Source organism: Vibrio sp. ED002 (assembly GCF_023277445.1).
GTDB lineage: Bacteria > Pseudomonadota > Gammaproteobacteria > Enterobacterales > Vibrionaceae > Vibrio > Vibrio jasicida.
In genome coordinates this window covers 923,397-940,973 of the sequence record NZ_CP080239.1, presented here as the reverse complement: position 1 = coordinate 940,973, position 17,577 = coordinate 923,397, and the positions used below count along the sequence as shown (strand labels likewise).

General features: G+C 45.6%; 19 protein-coding genes. 14 read left to right on the top strand and 5 right to left on the bottom strand.

Annotation, left to right across the window (positions count from 1 at the left end; translation table 11 throughout):
- The first annotated feature begins 510 nt into the window (after nucleotides 1-510).
- From ITG12_RS20925 to yegS, 12 genes are all read left to right on the top strand, one after another.
- Nucleotides 511-909 carry an ATP synthase subunit I gene (locus ITG12_RS20925; RefSeq protein ID WP_005431832.1) on the top strand — a complete coding sequence of 133 codons (399 nt, stop codon included), beginning with the start codon at nucleotides 511-513 and terminating at the stop codon, nucleotides 907-909.
- Entirely contained in the window at nucleotides 910-1,677 is a 768-nt protein-coding gene (gene atpB / locus ITG12_RS20920; protein ID WP_038867911.1) for a F0F1 ATP synthase subunit A, read from the top strand.
- Nucleotides 1,678-1,725: 48 nt separating this feature from the next.
- The gene (gene atpE, locus ITG12_RS20915) at nucleotides 1,726-1,962 is read left to right on the top strand and encodes a F0F1 ATP synthase subunit C (protein ID WP_004730405.1); all 237 of its coding nucleotides are present in this window, start codon (nucleotides 1,726-1,728) and stop codon (nucleotides 1,960-1,962) included.
- Between the two features lie 43 nt (nucleotides 1,963-2,005).
- The gene (locus tag ITG12_RS20910) at nucleotides 2,006-2,476 is read left to right on the top strand and encodes a F0F1 ATP synthase subunit B (protein ID WP_038867908.1); all 471 of its coding nucleotides are present in this window, start codon (nucleotides 2,006-2,008) and stop codon (nucleotides 2,474-2,476) included.
- 8 nt (nucleotides 2,477-2,484) lie between these two features.
- Nucleotides 2,485-3,027: a F0F1 ATP synthase subunit delta gene (locus tag ITG12_RS20905; RefSeq protein ID WP_248874972.1), complete on the top strand. Its 543-nt coding sequence runs from the start codon at nucleotides 2,485-2,487 to the stop codon at nucleotides 3,025-3,027.
- A 12-nt stretch (nucleotides 3,028-3,039) separates the two neighbouring features.
- Entirely contained in the window at nucleotides 3,040-4,578 is a 1,539-nt protein-coding gene (gene atpA / locus ITG12_RS20900; protein WP_248874970.1) for a F0F1 ATP synthase subunit alpha, read from the top strand.
- A gap of 21 nt (nucleotides 4,579-4,599) precedes the next feature.
- Nucleotides 4,600-5,460, top strand: a complete 861-nt coding sequence (atpG, locus tag ITG12_RS20895) for a F0F1 ATP synthase subunit gamma (RefSeq protein WP_039976906.1) — start codon at nucleotides 4,600-4,602, stop codon at nucleotides 5,458-5,460.
- Nucleotides 5,461-5,483: 23 nt separating this feature from the next.
- Entirely contained in the window at nucleotides 5,484-6,869 is a 1,386-nt protein-coding gene (gene atpD, locus ITG12_RS20890) for a F0F1 ATP synthase subunit beta (RefSeq protein WP_042602448.1), read from the top strand.
- A gap of 15 nt (nucleotides 6,870-6,884) precedes the next feature.
- Nucleotides 6,885-7,322, top strand: a complete 438-nt coding sequence (locus tag ITG12_RS20885; protein WP_042602447.1) for a F0F1 ATP synthase subunit epsilon — start codon at nucleotides 6,885-6,887, stop codon at nucleotides 7,320-7,322.
- A gap of 207 nt (nucleotides 7,323-7,529) precedes the next feature.
- Complete coding sequence (locus tag ITG12_RS20880; protein ID WP_009704172.1) at nucleotides 7,530-7,955, top strand: bifunctional diaminohydroxyphosphoribosylaminopyrimidine deaminase/5-amino-6-(5-phosphoribosylamino)uracil reductase RibD; 426 nt, start codon at nucleotides 7,530-7,532, stop codon at nucleotides 7,953-7,955.
- Nucleotides 7,956-8,094: 139 nt separating this feature from the next.
- The gene (locus tag ITG12_RS20875) at nucleotides 8,095-8,997 is read left to right on the top strand and encodes a LysR family transcriptional regulator (RefSeq protein ID WP_248874968.1); all 903 of its coding nucleotides are present in this window, start codon (nucleotides 8,095-8,097) and stop codon (nucleotides 8,995-8,997) included.
- Between the two features lie 12 nt (nucleotides 8,998-9,009).
- Nucleotides 9,010-9,915 (top strand): lipid kinase YegS, encoded by a 906-nt coding sequence (gene yegS, locus ITG12_RS20870; protein WP_248874966.1) that lies wholly within the window; start codon nucleotides 9,010-9,012, stop codon nucleotides 9,913-9,915.
- Nucleotides 9,916-9,981: 66 nt separating this feature from the next.
- Here yegS and ITG12_RS20865 read toward each other — a convergent pair whose 3' ends face one another.
- The 4 genes from ITG12_RS20865 to ITG12_RS20850 form a co-directional block, all read right to left on the bottom strand.
- Nucleotides 9,982-10,317: a NirD/YgiW/YdeI family stress tolerance protein gene (locus ITG12_RS20865; protein ID WP_038867894.1), complete on the bottom strand. Its 336-nt coding sequence runs from the start codon at nucleotides 10,315-10,317 to the stop codon at nucleotides 9,982-9,984.
- Between the two features lie 17 nt (nucleotides 10,318-10,334).
- Complete coding sequence (locus tag ITG12_RS20860; protein ID WP_038867892.1) at nucleotides 10,335-10,982, bottom strand: AcfA family outer membrane beta-barrel protein; 648 nt, start codon at nucleotides 10,980-10,982, stop codon at nucleotides 10,335-10,337.
- Between the two features lie 136 nt (nucleotides 10,983-11,118).
- Complete coding sequence (locus ITG12_RS20855) at nucleotides 11,119-12,099, bottom strand: HAD family hydrolase (RefSeq protein ID WP_038867889.1); 981 nt, start codon at nucleotides 12,097-12,099, stop codon at nucleotides 11,119-11,121.
- Nucleotides 12,100-12,271: 172 nt separating this feature from the next.
- Nucleotides 12,272-13,060: an SUMF1/EgtB/PvdO family nonheme iron enzyme gene (locus ITG12_RS20850; protein WP_038867887.1), complete on the bottom strand. Its 789-nt coding sequence runs from the start codon at nucleotides 13,058-13,060 to the stop codon at nucleotides 12,272-12,274.
- Nucleotides 13,061-13,236: 176 nt separating this feature from the next.
- Here ITG12_RS20850 and ITG12_RS20845 point away from each other — a divergent pair, with 176 nt between their 5' ends.
- Both ITG12_RS20845 and ITG12_RS20840 read left to right on the top strand, forming a co-directional pair.
- Entirely contained in the window at nucleotides 13,237-14,559 is a 1,323-nt protein-coding gene (locus tag ITG12_RS20845) for an anaerobic sulfatase maturase (protein WP_038867885.1), read from the top strand.
- A 10-nt stretch (nucleotides 14,560-14,569) separates the two neighbouring features.
- The gene (locus ITG12_RS20840; RefSeq protein WP_105067075.1) at nucleotides 14,570-15,643 is read left to right on the top strand and encodes a HEAT repeat domain-containing protein; all 1,074 of its coding nucleotides are present in this window, start codon (nucleotides 14,570-14,572) and stop codon (nucleotides 15,641-15,643) included.
- A 253-nt stretch (nucleotides 15,644-15,896) separates the two neighbouring features.
- On the opposite strand, the gene ITG12_RS20835 is transcribed toward ITG12_RS20840, so the two are convergent.
- On the bottom strand, nucleotides 15,897-17,543 hold the full coding sequence (locus ITG12_RS20835) for a VRR-NUC domain-containing protein (protein ID WP_248874963.1): 1,647 nt from the start codon (nucleotides 17,541-17,543) through the stop codon (nucleotides 15,897-15,899).
- Nucleotides 17,544-17,577: the final 34 nt, after the last annotated feature.

Sequence of the window (17,577 nt, the reverse complement as noted above, 5' to 3'; positions counted from 1 at the left end):
AGAAATAATATATTTCACATATATTTAATTCTTATCTTTTAAGTTTCTATTTAAAAGCTATTTCATTGCAATATTAAACAGGTTTATTAGTAGGCTATATATTAATGTCGGTATATTTTAAAATTATATAACCTATAAATCACTTTAACTCCTTTCGTGATGGAGTGTCACTTCCATGTGACAAGCTTTTCGTCTTAACCCTGATAAAGACGGCTTAACCAATGTATATTTCATTTTTGGAATGTTCAAATAAAATAACACTTCAAAAATGGAATGATAATTTGCAAGTTTTTCGATTCAGATTATTAAAATTATCGGTGTATATTTCCTGGGAAACGGAAATACGGAGTGGTTCCGTTTTGATTTATTAATATGTGAACAATAATTATCAGGTTAAATTAATTCTGTGAGTAGGTTTTATCAGAATATAATTTGTCGTCACTTGGCTGATGTATTTTGTGAAGTTTAATTATCAGAAGTTTAATTCGAAATTATTTTAAAGGGTGATTTATGGAAGCTAATATTCACGACGATCCAATATTGGTAGCTGGTAAAAGGATTCTTATTGCTCAAGCAACTTTGGGTCTGGTATTCATCGCTTATGAATACATGCGAAGTGGATCTCTAAGTGCTGAGTCAGCGATTACTGGGGTGCTCATCGCGATTCTACCATCTCTGTTCGGCATGGTATTCGCGTCCATTAAATCTAGGGTGAAACCAGAAGAGAGTTTGCGTGACCTCATGCATCTGAGTCGAAATATCAAAGTCATCTACACCATTGTAATGTTTGTTTTGACGTTTCGATTTATGGCTCTTCGCAACATCGTGGTCCTGATAGGCTTTTGTGTGACGATGTTTGGTCACTTCTTAACGCCGCTGTTCAGAGACCGCTTCGAAAGGAAGGCATAAATGGATACTGTCCAGTCCGCTCATGAGTATATTGAGCACCACCTGACCTTTCTCACCACCGGAAACGGATGGTTTGGAATTAACCTTGATTCCATGATCATGGTTTGGTTGACGGGACTTGTTTTCATCCTTTCATTCCGCTTTGCGGTGACGAAAGGAACGAAAGGAGTTCCGGGACGATTCCAGTGTTTGATCGAGATGGTATTTGAGTTCGTCGATAATATCGTAAAAGAAATATTTCTAGCTAAAGACAAGATTATAGGCCCTTTAGCTCTGACAATATTTGTTTGGGTGTTATTAATGAATGCCGTTGATTTGTTGCCGGTTGATTTGATTCCAGCGCTGACTCGTTCAGTAGGTGTCGAGCACTTCCGTGACTTACCTTCAGCCGACGTCAATATTACGATGTCGATGGCATTAGGCGTATTTATTTTGGTTTTAGGTTATACGTTTAAAAACAAAGGTGTGAAAGGGTTTATTAAAGAGTTAACTACTCAACCATTTTCTCATCCTCTGTTATACCCAGTGAACTTAGTTCTTGAATTGGTAACATTAATTTCTAAACCAATATCTTTAGGTCTTCGATTATTTGGCAATATGTACGCAGGTGAAATGATATTCATACTAATTGCGTTAATGCCATGGTGGATGCAATGGGCACTTAGTGTTCCTTGGGCACTATTCCACATACTAATTGTTGTGCTTCAAGCATTTATTTTTATGGTTCTGACCGTGGTTTACCTCGGAATGGCTGTTGAAGAGCACTAAATCAAAAAATTTATTTCTTAATTAAAAAATTCAATTCTAGGAGTTGTTATGGATATCGTTAGCGCAGTTCTTTACGTGGCGGGTGCATTGCTGATTGGTCTTGGTGCAGCGGGTGCCGCATCGGGTATCGGTAACCTTGCAGGTAAATACCTTGAAGGGGTCGCTCGTCAACCTGATTTAACCCCAATGCTTCGTACTCAGTTCTTCATCATGATGGGTCTTGTGGACGCGGTGCCAATGATTGGTGTGGGTATCGGTTTGTACATCATCTTCGCTGTAGCGTAATTCGAATTAATCAATTTCATAACGTTATAGAAGAGAGGGTGCTATGAACTTAAATGCCTCAATGTTTGGTCAGGCGATCTCCTTCGTGATTTTCGTTTGGCTTTGCATGAAATATGTCTGGCCACCACTTGTAAAACTGATTGATGAGCGTCGTGCTGAAATTGCTCAAGGTCTTGAACAAACTGAAAAAGCAGCAAAAGAGTTGGAACTGGCAAAAGCGAATGGTGAAGCGCTACTGACAGAAGCTCGCTCTAAAGCTCAGGCCATCATCAACCAAGGTAAACAACGTCAAGATCAAATGGTTGCAGACGCCGTTGAACTGGCAAAGCAAGAGAAAGCGCGCATTGTCGCAGAAGGCAAAGCAGAAGTGGAAAGCGAGCGCAGCAAAGTTCGCCAAGAGCTGAAAGATGAAATGGCGGATCTGGTGATTGAGAGTGCCAGTAAGCTGATAAATCGCAATCTGGATAGCTCGGCTAACCGCGACTTGGTGAACCGCTTCATCAACGAAATGTAGGAGGGCACATGTCCGATTTGACAATAGTGGCTCAACCCTACGCGAAAGCGGCGTTTGATTACGCTCGTGACGCAGAGTGCTTGGATGACTGGCAACAGATGTTTGCCATTACTCAAGTCATCATGGAACAACCAAACACACTTCTGATTCTGGATGATCTCAGTGAAGAAGGCTCGGAACAGCCATTACTGGATTTGATTCTTCACGCTGGTGGCGAATGGCTAAATCAAAGTTTCGAGAACTTTCTTCGCATTATGGAAGAGAGCAAGCGTTTAATAGCGCTGGGAGAAGTGGCGGTTCAGTTCTTTGAAATGAAAGCCGAATACGAGCGAACCATGACAGTAACAGTGCGTGCTTCAGAACCTCTGGATGAGGAACAAATGGCAAGGCTTAAACAAGCATTAACCGAAAAATACGGTAAAGCCATTACGTTAGAAACACAACTGGATCCATCCCTTGTAGGTGGTGTGGTAATCACAGCAGGACAGACCGTGTATGACGGCAGTGTTCTTACCAATCTCAGTCGATTGGCGACCAACCTACATGTGTAACGGGGTATAGAAATGCAATTAAATTCAAATGAAATTAGTGAATTAATCAGAGACCGAATTGATAACTTCAACCTCGAAAGTGAAGCGAGAAATGAAGGCACTATCGTCTCTGTGAGTGACGGCATCATCACAATTCACGGTCTTGCAGATGTTATGCAAGGCGAGATGCTAGAACTGCCAGATAACCGCTTTGCGTTGGCACTGAACTTAGAGCGTCATTCCGTCGGTGCCGTTGTGATGGGCCCATATGCGGACTTGTCAGAAGGGATGAAGGTAAAAGGCACGGATCGTATTCTTGAAGTGCCAGTCGGTAACGGACTTCTCGGTCGTGTGGTGAACACGCTAGGTCAGCCAATCGATGGTAAAGGCGCAGTGTCATTCGACCGTATGGACCCAGTTGAGGTGATTGCCCCTGGTGTTATCGACCGTAAGTCTGTCGACCAACCAATCCAAACCGGTTACAAAGCAGTAGACTCCATGGTGCCAATCGGCCGTGGTCAACGTGAGTTGATCATCGGTGACCGTCAGACAGGTAAAACCGCGATGGCGATTGATGCCATCATCAACCAAAAAGAACTGGGCGTTAAATGTATTTACGTCGCAATTGGTCAAAAAGCATCGACCATTGCCAACGTGGTTCGCAAGCTAGAAGAGCACGGCGCACTAGAAAACACCATCGTTGTGGTTGCGTCAGCATCAGAAGCGGCAGCGCTGCAATACCTAGCGCCATACGCAGGTTGTACCATGGGCGAATACTTCCGCGACCGTGGTGAAGATGCGCTGATTGTCTACGATGATCTATCAAAACAGGCGGTGGCTTACCGTCAAATCTCACTACTTCTAAAACGTCCACCAGGTCGTGAAGCCTTCCCGGGTGATGTTTTCTACCTCCACTCACGCCTATTAGAACGTGCAGCACGTGTTAACGAAGAATACGTTGAGCGATTCACTAACGGTGAAGTAAAAGGCAAAACAGGTTCTCTAACCGCACTGCCAATCATCGAAACCCAAGCGGGTGACGTATCGGCGTTCGTACCCACCAACGTAATTTCGATTACCGATGGTCAAATCTTCCTCCAAACTCAGCTATTCAACTCAGGCTTACGTCCAGCGGTTGACCCAGGTATTTCGGTATCTCGTGTAGGTGGTGCAGCGCAAACCAAAGTGATCAAGAAGCTGTCGGGTGGTATTCGTACCGCGTTGGCGCAATACCGTGAATTGGCCGCATTTGCTCAGTTCTCTTCTGACCTAGATGAAGCGACACGTCGTCAGCTTGACCACGGTGAGAAAGTCACTGAACTCATGAAGCAAAAACAATACGCACCAATGACGGTCGCAGAGCAAGCGTTGGCGATTTTTGCTGCTGAGAAAGGTTTCCTCAATGATGTGGCACTAAATCAAGTGTCTCGTTATGAAGAAGAGCTGATGGCATTTGGTCGAACTAACGCACAACCACTACTCGATAAAATCAACCAAACTGGTGATTACAACGATGAGATTGAGAGTGAATTGAACAGCTTGCTGACAGAGTTCACTGCGCTGCAATCGTAGGACCACTAACAGGAGTCCGTTATGGCAAATACCAAAGAGATTCGCACCAAAATTGCTAGCGTGAGTAGCACGCAAAAAATTACGAGTGCAATGCAAATGGTCGCCGCCAGCAAGATGCGCAAAGTGCAGGAGAACATGCAGGCGTCCCGTCCTTACGCGGAGAACATGCGTAAGGTTATCGGTCACGTCTCGTCCGGTACGCTGGAGTACAGCCATCCTTTCCTTCAAGAACGCGAAGTGAAGCGAGTGGCTTACATCATCATCTCATCCGATCGGGGTTTGTGTGGTGGCCTGAACAGTAACTTGTTCAAAAAAGTATTGGCAGAAATGCAAGGCTGGCAAGAGAAGGGCGTTGAGGTAGATACGACGCTCATCGGTTCGAAAGCAATCAGCTTTTTCCAGTCCCTCGGGAAAGTAATGGCGCAAACTTCTGGCCTTGGTGATGCACCAAAACTAGAAGACATGTTGGGCGCGGTTAACGCCATGATGGAGCACTACTCCGAAGGCAAAATCGACCGCTTGTTCCTCGTTTACAACCAGTTTGTAAACACCATGGTGCAAAAGCCAACGGTACTGCAAATGCTGCCGTTCCCGAAAGAAGACATTTCACGTGATAAAGAAGCTCGTTGGGATTACCTCTACGAGCAGTCTCCTCAAGACATTCTCGACCACTTGATTCAACGTTATGTCGAATCGCTGGTTTATCAGGGTGTGGTTGAGAGCATCGCTTGTGAGCAAGCCGCGCGGATGATGGCAATGTCAGCCGCGACTGATAACGCAGCGCAACTTATTGAAGACCTACAACTGGTTTACAACAAAGCGCGCCAAGCGGCAATTACTCAAGAGTTGAGTGAAATTGTATCCGGCGCGCAAGCGGTTTAGAGAGAGAATTTGAGGTTTAGATTATGAGTATTGGCAAAATCGTCAAAGTCATCGGTGCGGTGGTAGATGTCGAGTTCGAACAAGGTGAAGGCCCAAAAGTCTACGATGCACTGAAAGTAAACGATGGCAGCGATGGCTCACTGATGCTGGAAGTGCAGCAACAGTTGGGCGGCGGTGTGGTTCGCTGTATCGCAATGGGGTCTTCTGACGGCCTTAAACGTGGGCTGGAAGTCGAATCAACAGGCCATCCGATCACGGTTCCTGTTGGTGAAGAAACCCTAGGTCGTATCATGAACGTGTTGGGTCATCCAATCGATGAGTGTGGTCCTATTGGCGAGCAAGTGTCTTACGAGATTCACCGTGAAGCACCGAGCTATGAAGAACAATCAAGTAGCACTGAGTTGCTCGAAACGGGTGTTAAAGTTATCGATTTGATTTGCCCGTTCGCGAAAGGCGGTAAAATCGGTCTGTTTGGTGGTGCAGGTGTTGGTAAGACTGTAAACATGATGGAGCTTATCAATAACATTGCAAAAGCTCATTCAGGTTTGTCGGTTTTTACCGGGGTTGGTGAGCGAACTCGTGAGGGTAATGACTTCTACTATGAAATGAAGGAAGCGGGTGTTCTGGACAAAGTAGCCATGGTTTACGGTCAGATGAACGAGCCACCGGGTAACCGTCTACGCGTTGCGCTAACAGGCTTGACCATCGCAGAGCGTTTTCGTGATGAAGGCCGTGACGTACTGTTGTTCGTGGATAATATTTACCGTTATACGTTGGCTGGTACAGAAGTTTCTGCATTGCTTGGTCGTATGCCATCTGCGGTAGGTTATCAACCGACACTCGCAGAAGAAATGGGTGTGCTTCAAGAGCGCATTACCTCAACCAAGAATGGGTCTATCACCTCTATCCAAGCGGTTTATGTGCCTGCGGATGACTTGACTGACCCGTCTCCTGCAACCACATTTGCGCACTTGGATGCGACGGTGGTACTTAACCGAAACATCGCGGCAATGGGCTTGTACCCAGCGATTGACCCGTTAGATTCGACGTCTCGTCAATTGGACCCATTAGTAGTAGGTCAAGAGCATTACGACATCGCTCGTGGTGTGCAGCAGACATTACAACGCTACAAAGAATTGAAAGACATCATCGCCATTTTAGGCATGGATGAACTGTCTGAAGACGACAAACAAGTGGTATCACGTGCTCGTAAGATTGAACGTTTCCTTACTCAGCCATACCACGTAGCAGAGGTATTTACTGGCGACCCAGGTGTTTACGTTTCTCTTGCCGATACAATTCGCGGCTTTAAGGGGTTGTTAGCGGGTGAATACGACGATATACCTGAGCAAGCGTTTATGTATTGCGGCAGCATTGATGAAGTGCTTGAAAAAGCGAACAAACTGTAAAGCGCGGGAGGCACTATGGCCATTGCGGTTACCCAAAGTACGTTTCAACTGAATGTGGTGAGTGCAGAAGGTACTCTCTACTCTGGTCCGGCCCATGCACTTGCCGTCGCTGGTGCGGATGGTGAACTCGGTATTCGTCCGGGCCATTCTCCATTGATCAGTAAAATCAAGCCAGGCGTTGCTCGCATTTCGGGGGATTTATCGAAACCAGAAGAGATCTTATACGTTTCTGGTGGGCTAGTTGAAGTTCAACCGGATGTCGTTACGCTGCTTGCTGACACCGCGTTACACGGTAAGGATATTGATAAAGCTAGGGCGGAAGAAGCCCGCAGGGCGGCGGAAGAAAATATTCGTGCGCACATGGACGACATTAGCTTTGCACAGGCACACATGGAGTTGAACAAGGCATTGGCACAACTTCGTGCAGTTGAACTGACGATGAGAATTCGTTAGTCAACACTTCGGAATGCGGTCTGAAGAGTGGTAATCAACGGGGCAACTTCGGTTCGCCCCGTTTTATTTTTTGTGAAAATCATAAAGGGATTGATTTGTTTGGAGAGGCCAAACGTAAGAGCTTTGCAAACACTTTTATATAGCGAGGAAAGCATGCTGGCGTTAGAATCCATCACCCAAATTTTGAATAACGAGTATCAGATCCAAATGAGCCAACAATTTATGCTTCGTGCGTTGGAAGTGTCACGCAACGCGCTGCCTGCTTGTCAACCAAACCCACCTGTTGGTTGCGTGCTGGTCAAAGACGGCGAAATCGTATCAGAGGGGCATACACAGGCTATTGGCGGCAATCATGCAGAAGTTGAAGCTCTCAAGGCTTACAATGGCGATTTAAGTGACGTGACCGCGTACGTAACACTAGAGCCGTGTTCGTTTGTTGGACGTACACCTGCTTGCGCGAAAACCTTAGTGACTTGCGGCATCAAAAAAGTGGTGGTTGCCATGTTAGATCCTGACCCTCGAAATGCTGGTCGTGGTATCGACATCCTAAAAGAAGGCGGCGTAGAAGTAGAAATTGGTTTATGTGGAGAAGAGGTGAGTGCCTTTTTAACCCCTTACCTAGGAAAATCTTGAGCGATTTTCAGAATATTCTTCGTCAATGCGAGGTTAAAACTCGCGAAAACATGCATAGACGCTCAAATCCGGTGTTCTGAGTCGTTAACTATCATACTGTTAGCTAAAATAAGACCATGTCCTGTTTTATGTTTGCAAAATGAAGAGCACCGATTTAAACCTTATCCCAATTTTTGTGGCGATTTACGAAGAGCAGAACCTGTCTAAGGCCGCTGCTCGTCTTGATATCAGCCAACCTGCGGTGAGCAAAGCACTGGCTCGTCTGCGTGATATCTACGATGAACCACTTTTCCACAGAAGTACTTCTGGCGTCGAGCCAACCAGCTTTGCGATGGATATCTATCCCGCAATGGTTGCTGCGTTAAAAAACTTCACCTCTACGCTTTCCGCTTCTAGCAGTTTCGATCCTAAAGTTTCTAACCGCATTTTTTCGATCGCCTGTGTATCCGTAGCGAGCTATGAGTTGATGCCACAACTGATGCGTCAGATCCGTGAGCAAGCCCCTAATATCGGGTTAGAAGTGCATCCGCTGTTTACCGAAGATTACGAAAGCGACTTACGTTTACAGAGATACGATTTGATCATTGATTTGCCGCCGCGTGGGCGAACGGTATTAAAAATGGACCCAATCTTTTCTGAGCGTTTGATGGTGGTATGCAGCTCTAAGCACCCGCGCATTGAAGATTCTTGTTCAGTTGAGCAATTCTTGGCGGAAGAACACGTTGTTGTATCTCGTTGGCACGCTCGCAATAGTTTGTTAACGGGTGAAGACATTGAAGATTTGGCGAGTCGCAACATTGTGTATCGCGCGGCCGGTGCAATGGAAATGTTGCCAGTGATCAACGGCAGTGAATACATTGGAATGTTGCCACAGTCGACCATCGAACACTTCTCAAAAACCTATGACATCAAAGCCGTGCCGTTGCCTTTCAATGACAGTGTGCATGACCTTTGTGCAATTTGGCACTCTAGCCGCAGTAATGAAAGCGCGCATCAATGGCTAAGAGCTCAGTTAAAACAAGCGGGTAAAACGATTCGATAACGAGGAGCGAGCATGAAGACAATACGTGCCATTCTAAACGGTAAGAAAGCCGGAACCCCTGAACTTCGCAACGAGATCATGCGAATGCGAGAGCAGGGTGTAGATTTGCAAGTTCGTGTGACTTGGGAGTCTGCGGACATGAAGCGCTTAGTTAAAGAAGCGGTCAATGAAGGCATTAGACGTATTGTTGTTGCGGGTGGTGACGGGACTGTCAACGAAGCGGTCACAGCGCTCAACCAGATTGACGCGAATGCTCGGCCTGAATTGGCCATTATCCCAATGGGGACGGCGAATGATTTTGCGACGGCAACAAAAATCCCAACCACGATTCGAGAATCCATTGATCTCGCAGTCAATGGTGACGCCGTTGCGGTAGATAGCGTTCAAGCCAACGACCGTTATTTTATGAACATTGCAGCAGCAGGCTTTGGCGCAGAAATTACCGCAGAGACGCCCGTAGAGCTGAAGAACTTTTTAGGTGGTGGCGCTTACACATTAACAGGACTAGTAAAAGCGTTAGGCTTTAAACCTTATGATGGCTCGTTGACGATAGAACAGGGTAGTTATCAGGGAGAAATTCTCGTTGGCGCGTTTTGCAATAGTCGTTTAGCTGGCGGTGGACAAGAGCTCGCGCCAAATGCACTTATTGATGATGGTTTAATGGACATTACTTTGGTGCATCCATTCTTGCCCCATGAGCTACCTCAAGTAATTGATGAAATTCAAAATCCAACCGAACTAGGGCAATTCGTTAAACACACTCAGGCAAGTTGGTTGGAAATCGATTTTCCTAAGTTGTTGCCGCTCAACTTAGATGGTGAGCCTTACCGCTCGAGTAAAATTCGTTTTGATGTTCAAGCTAGAAGCATCAACTTGGTACTTCCACCGAATTGCCCTTGCTTATGTGTCGATTCATAATAAATTTAAACTTATACACAAAAGCCACCTAAGTGAGGTGGCTTTGTCGTTATTAGCGCGGAGAGCTTAGATTTTTTGGATAGTATCAACGTCGATTTGCATTGTTGTCCACTCTGAATCAACTTCACCACGAATCGCGACCTTATCTTGTGGTGATACGTCTTGGCCCATCCAATCTTCGTTGTCGATTTCAACTTGGATTTCGCCCGTCTCATCCTTAAACAAGTAAGTCTCGTCACCTAAGGCTTGGACAATGTTCCCCGTTAACAGAACAAAACTATCGTCAGCGGCATTCTGCGCTTCTTTGACGGTATTAATGGCAGATGTCGTTGGGCCAGTAAAAGCGGCCAACGCAGAGCCTGATAAAAGAGCGAGTGCGGTAGCTAAGATCAGTTTCTTCATGCTAGAGGCTTCCTATATTAAAAGTAGTAGGTTGAACCTACGTTAATCGATGCTGTGTTTGCGTAGCTATCAAGTTGGTACTTCGCGTTTGCGCCGATGGTCAATTGAGGGAAGATTTTGTATTCCGCACCAACAGAGAAGACGGCACCCAACTCGTTATTCTTTTCTGTGCTGTGGAAAAGTGTTTTGCTCATTTCCACATCGTCATTTGAAACCAGTTCGTGCTCTTCGTACTTACCGGCTTTCGATTCGTATTGTGTGTAGCTCAGACCCGCTTTTACTTTGGTGGTCCATTTATCGTTTAATGCATAGCTAAACACAGGAGCAAGCGTGATTTGTTTTGCCTTGATGGATGAATCCCATTCCATTTCGCGGTGGTAGTCTTTTCCATCAATATTCTGGATGCCTAGGTTCTTTGAGCGGCTATCTTCTAGTTCAAATTGGTTGTAACCCAGTTCTACTGCCCAAGAGTCGTTGATAGAGTAGCCAACAAAGCCACCAAAAATACCGTCTTCCAATTCAGGGTTTAGATTCACACCGTCAGCGTCAAAAGATGTCTCAAAATCGTGGTCAGTCGTGCCGAATCCATATTCCAAACCTACATAGGGCGCTGCTGCAACAGAGAAAGAGCTTGCCGCTAGGATTGTCAGGAGTGTTCTTGTCATTTTTGTTTTACCTCTTCGTTTTGATGAGAGGCATTATGTGTGAAGAGTCGTGAAGTGATCGTGAAGAAAAGCCTAACGTTTGAAAATAAATAAAAAACTCCCCATGAAGGGGAGTCTCTCATCTACAAAGGCGTATTTAGTAAACCGTACACCACTCATTTTTCATGTCGATCAGGTGCCAGTTATCACGTTGGTTGGCCTCATCCATCGCTTTGTCTAAGTGCCCCACACTCGATTTACGGTCGTACTTCCACTCGCGATCTTCATCAGTGTGATGAACGATCATTGCCATAGAGTTTGGTTGGCTTGTTGCCCATTGCATCATTGCGTGGTCACCATCTGAGTTACCAATAGCGAGTACTGGTTTCTTACCAATGATTTGTTGAATATTTTCAACTTTGCCCGCTTTGTCATCAATGGTCAGGATCTCATCTAGCTTAGTGACGGTTGGCTTACCGTCGTTGTAGTCGTACTTGTATTTCAGTGCACTACCAATGATTTGTTGTTCTGGAATGCCGTAAACCTCTGGTGCCCAAACACGCATAAAGTCCACGCCACCGCCGGAGACAATGTAAGTTTTAAAGCCGTGTTCTTGCAGGTAGGTCACCATTTCACGCATCGGCTTATAAGTCAGCTCTGTGTAAGCTTTGCCGAAACGCGGATCTTTTGCGGCTTTCAACCACTCAGAAACTTTCTGTTGGTATTCTTCTACTGTCATGCCACTGTGGGTGACTTTTACGATCTCAAGTAGCGCTTTTTCACCACCCTTAAAGACGCTTTCGATGTCATCATTCAATACGGATTTGAACGGCTCTTTTGTCTTCCATTCTGGGTGGTCTTTTGCCATGAGTTTCACTTCGTCTAGCGCATAAGCCAGTTGGAAGTAGAATGGCTTCTCTGACCATAACGTACCGTCGTTATCGAACACGGCAATACGGTCTTGCTCAGGGATGAATGTCGATTTCGTTGTATCCAAAGATTGGTCAATGTAGTTTACGATGGCGGTCTTACTTGCTCCATCTTTCCAAGAAGGCAGCAAGCTTGGGTCGCAATCTAAAGCCATCGCTGAGAACGATAAACCAGATAAGACTGCAAGGGCACAGATGTGTTTCTTCATATTATTATTTACCTAAGTTTGAATGTATTGCTTGTATACATTTGAGGTGAAACGTAAATGAGAACAACGTGGATTTAGCCTCTTTCCCTAACCATTTCCCTAACCAAGAGACGTGTTAATTGGTAAGAATGCGCAAAGGGGCAGTAACTTCGCTTCTCATGCGTAATCGTGCTTAATCAGCATCTTTAGCAAGGCGAAGTCCCATGTCCGACATAATTATAGACTGGCTAGCGAAATCACGACGGAAATTCTCTGATTCATCAGAATCATAAGCAAAGCTGCCGCCTCGCACGGACTTGTGTGCTAGGCCGGCTTTTTCATCTTTAGCGTTGTTTGGATTCTCGGTTGGGCCATAGCGGTAGAAAGTATCGTCATACGCGTCGATCACGAACTCACCAACGTTACCTGTCATGTCATACAGACCAAGTTCATTAGGTTGTTTTTGACCAACGGGATGAGCTTGGTTTTTGGAGTTGTCGGCATACCACGCCACATCAGCAATGTTGTTTGAACCTGCGTAAGTGAAACCTTGGCTCTTGTTACCCCCTTTTGCGGCAAACTCCCATTCCGCTTCTGTCGGCAAGCGGTAGGTTTCACCGGTCAGCTCGTTCAACTTCTCGATGAAGTAATTCGCCTGCTGCCAGCTCAAGTTGTTAACCGGGACGTCTGCACCTTGGAAGTAACTCATTGAAGAACCCATGACAGATTCAAACAATTCTTGAGTGACCTCGAATTTGGAAATATAGAAGCCATCTACGCTCACTTCGCGTGCAGGGGTTTCTGCCTTCTTGGCGGAGTCGCTGTCCGATCCCATGACAAATGAACCGCCTTCAACCAACACCATATCTTGATCAATGTTGAGCGCGATAGGGTGCGGTGATTGAGTCGCACAACCACTCATTAATACGCTGAATGATAGAATGGAAAGTGCGGTTAACGATTTGCTTTTAAATGATTTCATCAATAGTTTCTCGCCAAAAAAGTCATGATGAAGATTAGCAATAAACGCTATGAAAAAAGGTTATAAACGGTATAACAAGCCTCTTGTATTAATGAGATTTATGATTAGGTCATCAAGGTGAAAATGGCGTTGTTATGGTCGTATCATCTTAACTTTCATTACGCTAAAGGTGACTCATGCATATTACTCAAGGTCCTCAGTTCAATGGTAAAGCGTCTAAGCGTTTACATGTGATGGCAAAGCCAATTGGTGCGGCATGTAACATAGACTGTACGTACTGTTACTATCTCAGCAAGCAGGACTTACTTGAGTATAAAAAAGGCTGCACGCCAGTAATGGATGAAGCAACACTTGAAACTTACATTCGCCAATACATTGAAGGGCAAAACACACCAGAAATCATCTTCTCTTGGCAGGGTGGTGAACCAACGATGTTGGGTTTGGATTACTTCAAGAAAATTGTTGAGTTTCAAGCGAAGTACAAGCCTGAAGGTGTGATAATTTCCAACGATTTGCAAACCAACGGTACGTTGCTGAACGATGACTGGTGTGCATTTCTAAAAGCGAATAATTTTTTGGTCGGCTTGAGTATCGATGGACCAGAGATGTTACACAATGCTTACCGTACCAACCGAGCAGGGCGAGGCACGTTCAAGCAAGTGATGAACGCTGTGGAGCTTTTGCACGCTCATGAAGTAAAGTTCGCGACACTGACTTGTGTGAATAACCTAACGAGCCGTAACCCAATTGAAGTGTACCGATTCCTACGTGATGAAGTTCGCTCTCCTCAAATGCAGTTTATTCCCATCGTGGAACAAAAAACGTTCCGTACTACCGCACCTCAAACATGGGAGCCGCAAGAGCAGTTGAAACAAGGCGACAAGCGTCTTATTCCTGGTCACAAAGACTCGGTCGTTGAATCTTGGTGTGTCGCGGACGAGGCTTGGGGTAACTTCCTTATCGCTATTTTCGATGAGTGGGTACAAAACGACATTGGTAAAGTCTTCGTTCAATACTTTGAAGCGAGTGTCGAGGCGTGGATGGGTCGCAGAAACCCGCTTTGTACACTCGGTGAAATCTGCGGTAAAGGCTTGGCAATGGAACCAAACGGCGATGTTTTTGCTTGTGACCATTACGTTTACCCAGAATACAAGATTGGCAACATCCACCACGAAAAATTAGACACGTTGGCGTATGGTCCTGAGCAGCAAAAGTTTGGCTTTGCCAAGACTCGCTCGTTAACCAAGCAGTGCCAACAGTGTGATTACCAATTCGCTTGCTACGGCGAGTGTCCGAAAAACCGTTTCATTCGCACCAAAGACGGTGAACCTGGGTTGAACTACCTGTGTGCAGGTTGGAAAAAGTTCTTCTCTCATGCTGATAAGGCAATGGCATACATTCTTCGTGCAACGGGTAACCCTGTGGCACATGGCAAATACAGTGATGCAGTGTTACGCCAACAAGCGGCGAAGCGTCCTGTATTCGAAACCAAATTTTAAGGGGATTGATATGACATTCTCAAAAACGTTATTAGCCATCGCTCTAGGCGTCACCGTAAGCCAATCTGTTGCAGCGCAGGATGAAACCTTGCTAGCACCGGACCAAGTTTCTTCTGCGAGCGTAACAAGTGCTGAGGAAACCCATTCAGCACAGATGTCGCCACAGCAAGTGGTTGCGAAGTGGTCTTATCAAGCTCAAGACGTGAAACAACCAGTAGAAAAGCGCATTGAAGCGTTGCATGAGTTGGCGAAATACCCAAGTCAAAACGCGCTGGTGGCAGTTGCACGCAGCCTTCAAGACCAAGACCCCGCGGTTCGTGAAGCCGCGATTGTCGGAGCAGAACCTTACACGATTGAACATCGCTGGCGCATGATTGAGCCACTGTTGAGTGACCCAGAGGCTATGGTCCGTATTACTGCTGCGACCAACTTAGTGCGTGACTTTGCTAACGTGAGCAGCGAGCAACAGCAAACGCTTGAAGCTCCGGTTGCTGAACTGATCAGCTACTTAGAGCACAAGAAAGACGACGGCTCCAAACTGTTATTAGCGGATGTGTATCGTTGGCATCATGAATGGGATAAAGCAGATAAAATCTATCAAGCTTTAGTGACCAATCAACCGGAGAATCCACAAATCTGGTTGAGTCTGGCCGATAACTTCCGTGCGCAGCAACGCGATGCCGATGCGGTCAAGACGTTGGATTCTGCGATCAAACTTCATCCTGATAATGCGTCTTTGCATTACTCGAAAGCGCTGACGCTGGTGCGTTTGGATGAGAAGAAGAATGCAGCGACAGAAATCGAAAAAGCGGCCAACATGGCGAAAGATAACAGCTACTACTGGTATCTCAATGGCGTACTGCAAGAAGACTACAACCTAGACAAATCGGTGAAGTCTTTTGAGCAAGCGTATTTGATCTCTGGTGCGCCGGAACAGCTTTATGCGGTTTGCGACATTTATGTTCGTTACGACAACCCGAAAACAGATGAGTGCTTGGGCGAACTAGAGAAAGTCGCACCAAGCTACGTGATTGATCAATTGAAAGAGAAGAAAGGGCAGAAGAACGCCAAAGTAAGTAGCTAAGACCATTCTGGCTCTTTTCTAAGCTTGTGCTGTTATACCCAAGTAACCTCGAGATGCAAGGTTCAGCGAGAATGACTTGGTTTGTAGACGCGGCGGCGATTTAAAGATCTAGTCACTCTAAATCAAGAATCGACAACAAAGTATACAAGCCAAGACAGCTCGCCCTTCGGGAGCGTGTCATTGCCCCGATCTCTGCGTCAAACAACTTGGAAAGAGCTGGCTATTACGCGGCGTCGTTTTCCTTGACCTCGAATCAATGACAACGCTCTGAATCCTGCATCTTGAAGTCACTTGGGTATACATAACAGACTGAGAACGGCACATTGAGGCGATTGAACTCCTTGATCCAACGCCATTGGTTATCTTGGAGTTTATCGCCCGGACCTTTCACTTCTATCCATTCAAACTTCCCATCTTTAAATGCAATCAAATCCGGCATACCGTTTCGATAGAGTTTTAGGTCGCTTAACTGCACGTTAAACAGTTCGACCAACAGGGCATTAGGGATGTGTTCAAGAGCAAGGGATAACAACTCTTCGTTCACATATGCCCAACTGACGAAGGGATTACTGATACCAATTTTATCTCGGTATGTATCAAACAAAGACTGTGTATTCCCTTGTTGAACTTGCTCAAGCGCATTGTCGATAAGCTGCTTTCTTTTATCGGCAAAATCGGCGTGATACAAATCCAATGGTCGATGTTGATAAGCGTTAATGAATGCGCCTTCTATCGGTGCAAAAATCGCATCCCACAGGGTTAATCCTAACAAGCTGTTGAGTAGGGAATTCTCGGAATAGAAGACGGCCCAACCTAAACTTTCGAAATGCGCTTTGGTTGCCAGCTCCACCCGTTGCTGAGATAGATCCAATTCGATGTGGTATTCGCTGCATTTTGGCTTAGTGGCTCTCGGGACTTTCAAGCCTTGTTTACGTTTAACGCGTTGTTCGAGCTTCTGTGCTACCTCAAACTCAGAGACATCAATAGGCTGAGTGAGCATTTCCGTGACAATGTCACCAAATAAATCGTTTTGTTCTAGCTTGTCGTAGATGCGAGCACGACGTTCTCGGCTTGGCGCGAGTGTGGTCGTCTCAAACAGCGCAATTGCCATCTCAAGTTCGTTTATGCGTTCGTAATCACGTGCAATGTCGTTAATCATGTGCTCACGTTTACGGTCGACGTAGCGATGTTCAACTCGTTCTGGCATTGCTTCGATAAGAACATCGAGGTTTGCTTTTTGTTTTCTATCGCTTTGCCAATAAAGGTTGGAGATTTGACTGAGTTCGATCAGGCGATCTATTTGTTCTCTATTTTCAAAGAATCGTCGAGCGTCACTAAGTTGGTACGTTTCAAATTGATTCAAACCTAAATCATCAAGGACAAACTGACTTAAGTCCTGATGAGTATTCGCGAAGAATAGGGCTAGCAGTACATCAATCATATGCGCGGAGTTCAGCTTAATCACCGTGAAATCCAGAGCCTCAAATAGCTCGAAACGCTCTGCACTTAGGCATGCCACTAATGCTTCTTTCTTGAGGGATTTAGGATGCTCAGGATAGAGCGTGACGATCTCTGGTTTGGTCAGTAGATTCGCTGCTAACTCTTGCGTTGTTAGGTCAGGGGAGAGCGAGACAAAATCATGACCAGCCAATTCACCCAAAGCCGACTCGATATTCTCGATTTCTTGATAGTTGAGTTTGTCGCTACGAAACCAACAGCCTTTGCGACTGTACAAGCGTACGAGAAGACATTGAGCGGGTTTGGATAAGCTTTCAAAAACTGATAACCACAGATGCTCTTCTGAAGTGAGCAAATCACAGTACCACTCGGTGGCGTGCTGCGTGAGTTTAAAGAAGTTATTGAGATAGTAATCTGGGGCGAGTTCGACCGTGTTTTCCATAACCAACTAACAATAAAAAAGGCTTAACCCATAG

Excerpts from the sequence above, each read along its gene's own strand:
- atpD (WP_042602448.1), top strand. The coding sequence starts at position 5,484 with ATGAGTATTGGCAAAATCGTCAAAGTCATCGGTGCGGTGGTAGATGTC.
- ITG12_RS20885 (WP_042602447.1), top strand. The coding sequence starts at position 6,885 with ATGGCCATTGCGGTTACCCAAAGTACGTTTCAACTGAATGTGGTGAGT.
- atpB (WP_038867911.1), top strand. The coding sequence starts at position 910 with ATGGATACTGTCCAGTCCGCTCATGAGTATATTGAGCACCACCTGACC.
- ITG12_RS20875 (WP_248874968.1), top strand. The coding sequence starts at position 8,095 with ATGAAGAGCACCGATTTAAACCTTATCCCAATTTTTGTGGCGATTTAC.
- ITG12_RS20910 (WP_038867908.1), top strand. The coding sequence starts at position 2,006 with ATGAACTTAAATGCCTCAATGTTTGGTCAGGCGATCTCCTTCGTGATT.
- atpG (WP_039976906.1), top strand. The coding sequence starts at position 4,600 with ATGGCAAATACCAAAGAGATTCGCACCAAAATTGCTAGCGTGAGTAGC.
- ITG12_RS20835 (WP_248874963.1), bottom strand. The coding sequence starts at position 17,543 with ATGGAAAACACGGTCGAACTCGCCCCAGATTACTATCTCAATAACTTC.
- yegS (WP_248874966.1), top strand. The coding sequence starts at position 9,010 with ATGAAGACAATACGTGCCATTCTAAACGGTAAGAAAGCCGGAACCCCT.
- ITG12_RS20855 (WP_038867889.1), bottom strand. The coding sequence starts at position 12,099 with ATGAAGAAACACATCTGTGCCCTTGCAGTCTTATCTGGTTTATCGTTC.
- ITG12_RS20860 (WP_038867892.1), bottom strand. The coding sequence starts at position 10,982 with ATGACAAGAACACTCCTGACAATCCTAGCGGCAAGCTCTTTCTCTGTT.
- atpA (WP_248874970.1), top strand. The coding sequence starts at position 3,040 with ATGCAATTAAATTCAAATGAAATTAGTGAATTAATCAGAGACCGAATT.
- ITG12_RS20880 (WP_009704172.1), top strand. The coding sequence starts at position 7,530 with ATGAGCCAACAATTTATGCTTCGTGCGTTGGAAGTGTCACGCAACGCG.
- ITG12_RS20865 (WP_038867894.1), bottom strand. The coding sequence starts at position 10,317 with ATGAAGAAACTGATCTTAGCTACCGCACTCGCTCTTTTATCAGGCTCT.
- ITG12_RS20840 (WP_105067075.1), top strand. The coding sequence starts at position 14,570 with ATGACATTCTCAAAAACGTTATTAGCCATCGCTCTAGGCGTCACCGTA.
- ITG12_RS20925 (WP_005431832.1), top strand. The coding sequence starts at position 511 with ATGGAAGCTAATATTCACGACGATCCAATATTGGTAGCTGGTAAAAGG.
- ITG12_RS20905 (WP_248874972.1), top strand. The coding sequence starts at position 2,485 with ATGTCCGATTTGACAATAGTGGCTCAACCCTACGCGAAAGCGGCGTTT.
- ITG12_RS20850 (WP_038867887.1), bottom strand. The coding sequence starts at position 13,060 with ATGAAATCATTTAAAAGCAAATCGTTAACCGCACTTTCCATTCTATCA.
- ITG12_RS20845 (WP_038867885.1), top strand. The coding sequence starts at position 13,237 with ATGCATATTACTCAAGGTCCTCAGTTCAATGGTAAAGCGTCTAAGCGT.
- atpE (WP_004730405.1), top strand. The coding sequence starts at position 1,726 with ATGGATATCGTTAGCGCAGTTCTTTACGTGGCGGGTGCATTGCTGATT.